The 9,880-nt window shown below is 71.0% G+C and carries 8 protein-coding genes and 1 pseudogene; 5 read left to right on the forward strand and 4 right to left on the reverse strand.

Annotated features, from left to right (window positions below; all coding sequences use genetic code 11):
- From E2651_RS45705 to dusB, 3 genes and pseudogenes are all read left to right on the forward strand, one after another.
- Window positions 1–192 (forward strand): annotated as a pseudogene (locus E2651_RS45705) (MFS transporter); the annotation flags it as partial.
- A gap of 19 nt (window positions 193–211) precedes the next feature.
- Entirely contained in the window at window positions 212–1,099 is an 888-nt protein-coding gene (locus E2651_RS36370) for a helix-turn-helix transcriptional regulator (RefSeq protein WP_135335533.1), read from the forward strand.
- Window positions 1,100–1,160: 61 nt separating this feature from the next.
- The gene (gene dusB, locus E2651_RS36375) at window positions 1,161–2,291 is read left to right on the forward strand and encodes a tRNA dihydrouridine synthase DusB (protein WP_135335534.1); all 1,131 of its coding nucleotides are present in this window, start codon (window positions 1,161–1,163) and stop codon (window positions 2,289–2,291) included.
- Window positions 2,292–2,357: 66 nt separating this feature from the next.
- Here dusB and E2651_RS36380 read toward each other — a convergent pair whose 3' ends face one another.
- Window positions 2,358–3,635 carry a cytochrome P450 gene (locus tag E2651_RS36380; protein ID WP_135335535.1) on the reverse strand — a complete coding sequence of 426 codons (1,278 nt, stop codon included), beginning with the start codon at window positions 3,633–3,635 and terminating at the stop codon, window positions 2,358–2,360.
- Between the two features lie 89 nt (window positions 3,636–3,724).
- Entirely contained in the window at window positions 3,725–5,023 is a 1,299-nt protein-coding gene (locus tag E2651_RS36385; protein ID WP_245239447.1) for a glutamine synthetase family protein, read from the reverse strand.
- Window positions 5,024–5,310: 287 nt separating this feature from the next.
- On the opposite strand from E2651_RS36385, the gene E2651_RS36390 reads away from it, so the two are divergent.
- Window positions 5,311–6,102, forward strand: a complete 792-nt coding sequence (locus E2651_RS36390; RefSeq protein WP_135335537.1) for an acetoacetate decarboxylase family protein — start codon at window positions 5,311–5,313, stop codon at window positions 6,100–6,102.
- A 13-nt stretch (window positions 6,103–6,115) separates the two neighbouring features.
- Here the strand turns inward: E2651_RS36390 and E2651_RS36395 are convergent, their stop codons facing one another.
- Window positions 6,116–7,597 (reverse strand): APC family permease, encoded by a 1,482-nt coding sequence (locus tag E2651_RS36395; protein ID WP_135335538.1) that lies wholly within the window; start codon window positions 7,595–7,597, stop codon window positions 6,116–6,118.
- A gap of 185 nt (window positions 7,598–7,782) precedes the next feature.
- Between E2651_RS36395 and E2651_RS36400 the strand changes: the two genes are divergently transcribed.
- The gene (locus E2651_RS36400) at window positions 7,783–8,355 is read left to right on the forward strand and encodes a MarR family winged helix-turn-helix transcriptional regulator (protein WP_245239446.1); all 573 of its coding nucleotides are present in this window, start codon (window positions 7,783–7,785) and stop codon (window positions 8,353–8,355) included.
- Window positions 8,356–8,442: 87 nt separating this feature from the next.
- On the opposite strand, the gene E2651_RS36405 is transcribed toward E2651_RS36400, so the two are convergent.
- Window positions 8,443–9,880 (reverse strand): aldehyde dehydrogenase (locus E2651_RS36405; RefSeq protein WP_135335539.1); only part of this gene is annotated, 1,438 nt, incomplete at its 5' end.

The following is a 9,880-nucleotide window of genomic DNA, read 5'->3' on the forward strand; positions in this document are numbered from 1 at the left end:
CTCGGCCTCTTCACCGTCCTTCTCGGCGCCGCGCTCCCGATGATCGATTTCTTCATCGTGAACGTCGCCCTGCCCAGCATCGAGCGCGACCTGCACGCGTCCCCCGCCACCCTGGAGATGGTCGTCGAACCATCAGCCAGGTACCAGAGTCTCTTTATCCTGGTACCTGTACTACCTGGAAACAGGGTCGGTACGAGGGCAAGCTGGCCCCATGAACACCGCAGCGCCGACGCAGCCCGACCGTATCCGCCGCAGTGAGCTCGCCGACTTCCTGCGCAGCCGCCGCGAGCGGATCACGCCCGAGCAGGCGGGGCTGCCGCGCGGCCCGCGCCGTCGCACGCCGGGCCTGCGCCGCGAGGAGGTGGCGCACCTCTCCACGGTCGGCGTCACCTGGTACACGTGGCTGGAGCAGGGCCGCGCCATCCATGTCTCGGCCCAGGTGCTCGACGCGCTGTCCCGCGCCCTGATGCTGGACGCCGGCGAGCGTGCCCACCTCTTCCAGCTCGCGGGCACCGCCGACCCGTCCCCGGCCGCAGAGACCGCGTCGGTCCCGCAGGGCCTGCTGCGGATCCTCACCCAGCTCGATCCGTACCCGGCGTGCGTGCAGAACGCCCGCTACGACGTCCTCGCCTACAACGCGACGTACGGAAATCTCCTCACCGATCTCGACGTGCTGCCGCCCGAGGACCGCAACTGCATGTGGCTGACCTTCACGCACCCCGCCTGGCAGTCCGCCATGGAGGACCGGGAGGAGACGATGCGCCGGATGGTCGCCAGGTTCCGGGCGCGGATGGCCGGCCATCTCGCGGACCCGGCGTGGAAGACGCTGCTCAGGAGGTTGCGCAAGGCCTCGCCGGAGTTCCGCGAGCTGTGGGAGCGGCATGAGGTGATGCAGGCGGTGGACCAGTCCAAGCGGTTCAACAATCCTCTCGTGGGGCCGCTGCACTTCACGTACCACGGCCTGTGGCTCGGCCCGGCCGAGGGGCCGCGCCTGGGCTCGTACGTCCCGGCGGACGCGCGCTCGCAGGCGGCCACGGAGGAGCTGTACCGACTGGTGAAGGCGGGGCGCGCGGGCAGCCACGCGGATGGGGGACAATAGGAGGTCTGCCCCCGCCGTCGCACATCGCCGGCCACCCGTCGCCCCGGAGGAACCCCGCGCCATGAAGCCCCAGCTTCAGATCGGCCCGCACACCGTGCGGCCCCCCGTCGTGCTCGCCCCCATGGCGGGCATCACGAACGCGCCGTTCCGGACGCTGTGCCGGGAGTTCTCCGGGGGCAAGGGTCTCTTCGTCAGCGAGATGATCACGACGCGGGCGCTGGTCGAGCGCAACGAGAAGACCATGCAGCTGGTCCACTTCGACGAGACCGAGAAGCCGCGGTCCATCCAGCTGTACGGCGTCGACCCGGCCACCGTCGGCAAGGCCGTCCGCATGATCGCGGAGGAGGACCTGGCCGATCACATCGACCTGAACTTCGGCTGCCCCGTCCCCAAGGTCACCCGCAAGGGCGGCGGCTCCGCGCTGCCGTACAAGCGGCCCCTGCTGCGGGCGATCCTGAAGGAAGCGGTCAGCGGCGCGGGTGACATCCCCGTCACCATGAAGATGCGCAAGGGCATCAACGACGAGCACATCACCTTCCTCGACGCGGGCCGCATCGCCGTCGAGGAGGGCGTCACCGCCATCGCGCTGCACGGCCGCACCGCCGCCCAGCACTACGGCGGGACCGCCGACTGGGACGCCATCGCCCGCCTGAAGGAGCACGTCCCCGAGATCCCCGTCCTCGGCAACGGCGACATCTGGTCCGCCGCCGACGCGGTGCGGATGATGAACGAGACCGGCTGCGACGGAGTGGTCGTCGGCCGCGGCTGCCTCGGGCGGCCCTGGCTGTTCGGTGACCTCGTCGCGGCCTTCGAGGGGACGGGCGCGCCCAAGGCCCCGGACCTGCGCGAGGTCGCAGCCGTCATGCTGCGGCACGCGACGCTCCTCGGCGAGTGGATCGGCGACGAGGCGCGCGGCGTCATCGACTTCCGCAAGCACGTGGCCTGGTACCTGAAGGGCTTCGCGGTCGGCTCGGAAATGCGCAAGCGCCTCGCGATCACCTCATCGCTCGCCGAACTCGAGGACGGGCTCGGCGAGTTGGACCTCGACCAGCCGTGGCCGGCCGGCGCCGACGGGCCGCGCGGGCGTACGTCGGGCAACAACCGCGTCGTCCTGCCGGACGGCTGGCTGAAGGACCCCTACGACTGCGCGGGCATCAGCGAGGACGCGGAACTGGACACCTCCGGCGGCTGATGCGCCCCGCAAGGGGCGCGGGGAACTGCGCGACCAGCCACATCCGACCCGCAGAGAACCAAGCACCTACACGAGCGTCACCGTCACAGGCAGTTCCTTTATCCCGTTCACGAAGTTGGACCGGACGCGGCGAACTTCACCGGTCAAGCGGATGTCCGCCAACCTCGGCAGCAGCTCCTCGAACATGACCCGCATCTCCAGGCGGGCCAGGGAGTTGCCCAGGCAGAAGTGCGGGCTGCCCTTGCCGAAGGTGACGTGGTCGATGTTCTGGCGCGTCACGTCGAAGCGGTAGGGATCCGGGAAGGCGTCCGCGTCCCGGTTCCCCGAGGCGAACCACAGCACCACCTTGTCGCCCTCCCTGATCAGCTTGCCGCCGAGCTCCACGTCACGGGTCGCGGTGCGCCGGAAGTGGTAGACGGGCGAGGCCCAGCGCAGGCACTCCTCGACGCCGCCCGGGATGAGGGAGGGGTCGGCGGTGAGCTTGGCGCGCTCGTCCGGGTGGTTGATCAGCGCGAGCATGGAGTGCGAGATCGCGTGCCGCGTCGTCTCGTTCCCGGCCACCACCAGCAGCAGGAAGTAGTTGTCGAAGTCGGTGGCGGAGAGCGGGACGCCGTCCTTGGGCGAGTTGTTGACCAGCGTGCTCACCAGGTCCGTCCCGTCGCCGCCGCGCCGCTTCGCCGCCAACTTCCTTCCGTACGCGAAGACTTCGAGCGCGGCGGGGGAGCGGAACGGCAGATTGCGGTACCGCTCGCTCTCCGCGCTCTCCAGGAGTACGTCGGCGTAGTCCGGGTCGGTGTTGCCGATGATGCGGTTGCCCCAGTCGATGAGCTGCTGGGTGTCCTCCTCGGGGACGTCGAGCATCCGCGCGAGCACATTGATCGGGAAGTCGGCCGAGACCTCCTTGACGAAGTCGAAGGTGCCCTTGGGCAGCGCGGCATCCAGGGTGCGGGCGGTCAGGCCGCGCAGGAACGTCTCGTACGTCGCGACCGCGCGCGGAGTGAACTGCTTCTGCAGGATCAGCCGCAGCGCGCGGTGGCGTAGCCCGTCGGTCTCCAGGAGGGAGCGGCGAAGGGCGATGAAGTCCTCGTCGACCTCTTCGAGGTTGGTGAACCGCTCGGAGGTGAAGGTCTCCGGGTCGCGGTCGACGCGCACGATGTCCGCGTGCCGGGTGACCGCCCAGAAACCGGAGTTGGGCGCGGGCTCGGGCTGCCAGTGGACGGGGTCCTCGCGGCGCAGCACGTCGAACATCCGCCAGGGCAGGGTGCCGTCGGTGAACCGGTCGTTGTCGGCGAGGTCGACGTCGGAGAGGGCTAGGGGCGCGGCGGCGCTCGTGACCGTACTCATGGGACGTACTCCTACTGGGGAGGGTGCGGTCGGATTCATCGGATTCGGATTCATCGGATTCGGATTCATCGGGTTTGGATTCATCGGATTCAGATGAGAAAGGCGTACTCCGTGAACTCCCAGTCGGTGATGTGCTGTTGGAAGCGTTCGATCTCGTTGCGCTTGTACGTGAGGAACGCGCCGGTGAAGCCGTCGCCGAGGAGCGAGGTGAGCGCCTCGTCGGCCTCCAGGGCGTCGAGGGCCGCGCCGAGTGTGCCGGGGAGGCGGGGCGCGGAGTCCTCCTGGTAGCCGTAGCCCTCCAGCGGCGCCGGTGGCTCCGGCTTGTCGCGGATGCCGAGGAGGAGCGCGGCCACGGCGCCCGCGATGCCGAGGTAGGGATTGGCGGAGGCATCGCCGAGTCGCAGCTCAAGGCGGGTCCCTGACCCCCTCTCGGGCGGGATCCGGAGCATCGCGCTGCGGTTGTCCAGGCCCCAGTCGATCAGCCAGGGAGCGAGGGTGTCGGGTCCGAAGCGTTTGTACGAGTTGACGGTCGGGTTGAGCAGGGCGCTGAGGGCGGGCGCGTGGGCCAGGAGTCCGGCGACGGCGTGCCGTGCGGTCGCGGAGAGGCCGTCGGGGGCGCCGGCGTCCTCGAAGACGTTGCGTCCCGCGGCGTCGACCAGCGAGATGTGCAGATGGAAGCCGGAGCCGCCGAGCGCGTTGAACGGTTTGGCCATGAAGGTCGCGAGGCGTCCGTCGCGGCGGGCCGTCTCCTTGACGGCGGCCTTGAAGCGGAAGGCGCGGTCGGCGGCGTCCAGCGCCTCGGAGTGGTCCAGGTTGATCTCGAACTGCCCACCGTCGAATTCGTGGTTGCCCGCGATCGCGCCGATGCCGAGCTCGGCCAACTGCCGCAGGGTACGCAGCAGATGACCGTCCGGGTCGCCGCGCCGGCCCGCGCTGTACACGTTGCCGGTGGCGCCGCCGTACACCGACCAGCCGGAGGCGGCGGTGGGGTCGGCGTCACACAGGAAGTACTCGAGCTCGGGCCCGACGACGGGCGTGACGGCACCGCCCGCGTACTCACCGGCGGCATCAAGTACCCGCCGCAGCAAGGCGCGTGGCGACTCCGGTGTGGGCTCGCCGGTGGCCGGATCGAAGGTGTCCCCGAGACACCAGGCGACGCCGGGCTCCCAGGGGAGAGTCTGCAGGGTGCGCAGATCGGGCCGTACGGAAACGTCGGGAAGCCCGGCTTCGAGCCCGCCGGCGACGGGCACGACGTCGCCGCGAGGCGTGGTGTGGTAGACGGCGCGGCAGAAGGAGAGGCCGTGGCCGCAGGCGCCGGGCAGCTGGCTGACGAGGATGTCGCGGCCCCGGTCGGCGCCGATGAGGTCGGGGTAGACGACGCGGACGATGTCCGTGCCCTGGGCGCGGAGCGCGTCGACCGTTTCTGCGACGTGGGGGTTCCCGGCGGCTTGGTTCCGGGGTGTTGCGGTTGCTTCACTCACCCGTGGTCCAGCCTTTCGCGCGGCTGTCGTTTGAGACCAAACGATAGGATCCCGCGCGGGGCTGCGCAAGGCCCTCCGGGGGATTGGCGGTGGGGGGTGCCCCCTGTGGCGGGCGCGCGCATGACAGCCGGGACGGGAAGGCGTATCGTACGGGCCCAAATGATGGCGCTTCCGGATGCCCAAGGAGCCTTCCCATGGCCGGAGTTCAAGGGTTCTATCCGCCCCGGACCGCGACGGGACGGGCCTCGCTCATCCCCGCGCCGCCCTGGCACTATTCCGGAGACCTCCTCACCGTCGAGTACCGGACCGACCCCGGCAGGGTCCGTGAACTCCTCCCCGAACCGCTGGAGTTGGCGCCCGAAGACCCCGGAGCCGTCGCCCTCATCTGGGCCGACTGGCAGTCCTGCGGGGAGTCCAGGGCGGAGTTGCTCGACCCTGTGCGGGCCCAGTACAAGGAGTGCTTCGCCGTAGTGCGCTGCGGATATCGCGGACGTACGTACTCACGCTGCGTCTTCATCTGGGTCGACAAGGACTTCGCCGTCGCCAGGGGGATCCACCAGGGGTATCCGAAGAAACTCGGGTCCATCCAGATGACCCGGCCGCACCCCTACGGCCCCGCCCCCCGCATCGCGGCCGGCGCCGCCTTCGGGGCCACGCTCGCCGCCGCCGACCGGCGCCTCGCCCAGGCCGTCGTGACCCTGCGCGCACCCTCGGAGACGAACGGCTTCGTCAACGCCCACCCCATGGCCCACCACCGCCAACTCCCCGCCATCGACGGCAAAGGGCTCGCCCTGGACGAACTCGTCGCGTCCGGCGCGGCCTCCTTCGAGGGCGGTCAGGCGTGGGCGGGCGACGCCGAACTCGATCTCTTCGACGCGCCCACGGAGGAGCTGTCCGCGCTGACGGTCGAGGAGCCGATCGGGGCGTACTACCGGCAGGTGGGCGTGACGTGGAGCGGCGGGACGTTGCTGGAGAGGGCGTTGTGAGCGAGGTTCGGCGCTACTCCCCGGCCGCATTCCCCGCCCCGATCCCCTCGTACGTCCCAGGCCGGAACTTCCGCAGCCACAGCCCCCACACGATCCCCGCCCCGGCCGCGATGAGGATCAGGCTGGGCAGGATCCACCGCAGCGGGTTGTCGGACGAAACCCCCAGCTGCACGCTGAAGTTGGTGATCGCGAGCCAGAAGACGACGGCCAGTGCGGCGCCCGAGAGGACCGGGGCGATCAGCCGGTGCCACAGGGGCTCGGCCAGTTCGCGGCGGCGGGCGAAGTGGCCGACGACCGCGGCCGACGTGGCGAGCAGGAGCAGGATCACGCCGAGCGCGCCGAGGTTGGTCAGCCAGGTGAAGACGTCCATCACCGGGTCGCGCCCCGCGAGCGCGAAGACCCCGATGACGACGACGGTGACCGCCGTCTGGAGCAGCGAACCCCGGTGCGGCGAACCGTGCCGCCGGTGCAGCGCGCCGAGCCCGCGCGGCAGCACACCCTCCCGGCCCAGTGAACGGACGTACCGGGCAACGGCGTTGTGGAAGGAGAGCAGCGCGGCCAGCAGACTGGTGATGAGGAAGAGCTGGGCGAAGTCGGAGAAGGTGGTGCCCAGGCCGCCGCTCCGGTCGGAGAGGAAGAACAGCATCTCCGGACCCTGCTCGGCCGCGACCTTCGTGGCCTGCCCCGTCCCCGCGCCGCTGATCATCGCCCATGCGGTCGCGGCGTAGAAGACTCCGATCACTCCGACCGCGATGTACGTCGCGCGCGCCACCGTGCGGCGCGGATCGCGGCACTCCTCGCTGTAGAGCGCCGCCGACTCGAAGCCCATGTACGCGGCGAACACGCAGCACAGTGCGACCCCGAGCGAGCCGTCCGTGGCGGCGCCCCAGGTGAGGGGGGTGGTCGAGATGCCGTCGGGGGCGTCGGCGAACTGGCCGATGTCGAAGACGAGTACGGTGCCGAACTCGAGCACAAGGAGTACGGCGAGCACCTTCACGCCCAGGTCCACGCGCCGGTACCCGAGCGCCCCGACGGCCACCGTGCAGGCGAGCACCAGCGCCCACCAGGGGATGTCCGCACCGGTCTTGGACTCGATGAACTGCGCGGTCGTCGCGCCGAAGAGGCCCGCGATGCCGATCTGCATGGCGTTGTACGCGAGCAGCGCGACGAACGCCGCACCGACACCGGCGGTGCGGCCGAGCCCCTGCGCGGTGTACGCGTAGAACGCCCCGGCCCCCGTGATGTGCCGGCTCATCGCCGCGTATCCCGCGCTGAAGAGCGCGAGGACGACGCCGATGAGGAGGTAGAGGAGGGGTATGCCGAGGATCCCCGTGACGCCGAGGGACTGCGGTATGCCGCCGGCGGCCACGGTGAGCGGGGCCGATGCGGCGACGACGAAGAAGACGATGCCGGTGACACCGATGCGGCGGCGGGGGGCGGTGTCGGAGGAGAGGGGCGGCGCGGGGGAAGGCACGCCGTGCTGGTCGATGGCCATACCGGGACTCCGGGGAGGGGAAGGCGTTCCCGCTGGAAACGCGTTATCGTTTGAGCCCGTACGAAATTCGAGTGGCGCTGATGGTACGGACGCGTATGCGCCCCGGCAAGGTCTTGGGAGACTGGGCCCGTCGGCCGGAACCACAGGAACGACGGCCGGGCACACGAGAACGAGGGGACACGCACGTGACGGGCTACCGCTCCATCCGCGAGACCGAGAAGGCGGTCCGGGCCAAGCTCGGCGGCACGCCCGTCAAGTACGAGCAGATGGCCGCCGTCTCGAACATCTACCGCGCGGCGGCGGCCGTCCGCCAGCACTTCGAGAACTCCGTGCTGCGGGGGGCCGAGCTGACGTGGACGTCGTTCGTGGTGCTTTACGTGGTCTGGATCTGGGGCGAGATGGAGACCCGTCACGTCGCCGAGGAGGCGGGCATCTCCAAGGGCACCCTGACGGGCGTCGCGCGGACGCTCGCCGGGCGGGGGCTGCTTGAGCGGCGGGGGCATCCGGACGACGGGCGGCTCGCGCTGCTGCGGCTCACGGGGGAGGGGGAGCGGCTGATGGAGAAGGTGTTCCCCGCCTTCAACGGGGAGGAGGCGTTCGTCGCCGAGGGGCTGACGGACGCGGAGTGCCGGACGCTGGCGGATCTCCTCCGGAAGATTGTCGTCCAGACGGAGGAGAAGGGCGAGGAGCGGAGGGTCGAGCTCCTGGACGGGGCCGAGCCGGCTCCTCGGCGGAGTGGGCGGCGGGCGAAGGGGTGACTTCTCCCCGGCGGGCAGGTGCACCGCCGGCGGTGCAGGTGCACCACCGGCGGTGCAGGCGCACCACCGGCGGTGCAGGCGCACCCCTCACAGCTGGATCCACGTCGTCTTGAGCTCCGTGTATTTCTCCAGCGCGTGCAGTGACTTGTCCCGGCCGTTCCCCGACTGCTTGTAGCCGCCGAACGGCACCGTCACGTCGCCCTCCTCATAGCAGTTGACCCACACCGTCCCGGCCCGCAGGCGGCGCGCCACCGTGTGCGCTGTCGACAGGTCTGAGGTCCAGAGCCCGGCCGCGAGGCCGTACTCCGTGTCGTTGGCGAGCGCGACCGCCTCGTCGAGCGAGCCGAAGGTGAGGACGGCGAGGACCGGGCCGAAGATCTCCTCGCGGGCCACGGGCATGTGCGGGGTGACCTGGTCGAAGACGGTGGGCGAGAAGTAGCTGCCGCCGGGGACGACTTCGAGAGGGGTGCCTCCGGCGCGCAGCCGGGCGCCGGCCTCCGCGGCCCGGCGTACGTGCTCCTGTACGGCGTCCACCCGCGCCGCCCCGGCCAGCGCCCCCATCTCCGTGGCCGGGTCCAGGGGATCGCCGACCCGCAGCGTCCCGGCCCGTTCGACGACCGTCGCCGTCACCTCTTCCGCCACCGACTCGTGGACGAGGAGCCGTGCGGGCGCCGTGCACATCTCGCCCTGGTTGAAGAAGATGCCCCAGGCCGCGGTGGCCGCTGCCGCCGCCAGGTCGGGGGCGTCGGGCAGGACGATGTTGGGGGACTTGCCACCCAGCTCCAGCCAGACCCGCTTGAGGTTGGAGTCGGCCGCGTGGCGCAGGAAGTGGCGGCCCACCGCCGTGGAGCCGGTGAACGCGAGTACGTCCACGTCCGGGTGGCGGCCGAGCGCGCGGCCCGCGGTCGGGCCGTCGCCCGCGACGACGTTCAGGACGCCGGGCGGAAGGCCCGCATCGTCGGCGATCCCGCCGAGCAACAGGGCGGACAGGGGCGTGAGTTCGGAGGGTTTGAGGACCACCGTGCAGCCCGCCGCGAGCGCAGGGGCCAGCTTCCAGGCCGCGAGCGTGAGCGGGAAGTTCCAGGGGACCACCGCGCCGACCACGCCCGAGGGTTCGCGTGTGACGAGTGCCAGCGCGTCGGGGGCCGTGTGCGGGGAGGCGTCGGTCAGCTTGTCGGCGAGCTCGCCGTACCAGCGGAAGGTGTTCGCCAGGGCGCGCAGCTCGATCGCGTACGACTCGGTGATCGGTTTGCCGTTCTCCAGGGTGACCGTGAGGGCGAGAGTGGAGCGGTGCTCTTCGATGAGAGCGGCGATCCGCAGCAGGGTCCGGCCCCGGTCGGCGGGGGAGAGGCGCGGCCACGGCCCGCTGTCGAAGGCCCGGCGGGCGGCGCCGACCGCGAGGTCCACCTCCTTCTCGCCCGCGTCCGCGACCAGCGCGAGGGTGCGGCCGTCGCGGGGCGAGACGACGGGGAACGCGCCGCCCGAACCGTCCACTTCGGCGCCGGCGACGCGGTGCCGGGTGGGC

The organism is Streptomyces sp. MZ04, from assembly GCF_004684775.1.
Classification (GTDB): Bacteria; Actinomycetota; Actinomycetes; order Streptomycetales; family Streptomycetaceae; genus Streptomyces.

What these genes read in the sequence shown, in the direction of transcription:
- E2651_RS36370 (WP_135335533.1), top strand. Translation starts at nt 212, where the DNA reads ATGAACACCGCAGCGCCGACGCAGCCCGACCGTATCCGCCGCAGTGAG.
- E2651_RS36380 (WP_135335535.1), bottom strand. Translation starts at nt 3,635, where the DNA reads ATGAGTACGGTCACGAGCGCCGCCGCGCCCCTAGCCCTCTCCGACGTC.
- E2651_RS36390 (WP_135335537.1), top strand. Translation starts at nt 5,311, where the DNA reads ATGGCCGGAGTTCAAGGGTTCTATCCGCCCCGGACCGCGACGGGACGG.
- dusB (WP_135335534.1), top strand. Translation starts at nt 1,161, where the DNA reads ATGAAGCCCCAGCTTCAGATCGGCCCGCACACCGTGCGGCCCCCCGTC.
- E2651_RS36395 (WP_135335538.1), bottom strand. Translation starts at nt 7,597, where the DNA reads ATGGCCATCGACCAGCACGGCGTGCCTTCCCCCGCGCCGCCCCTCTCC.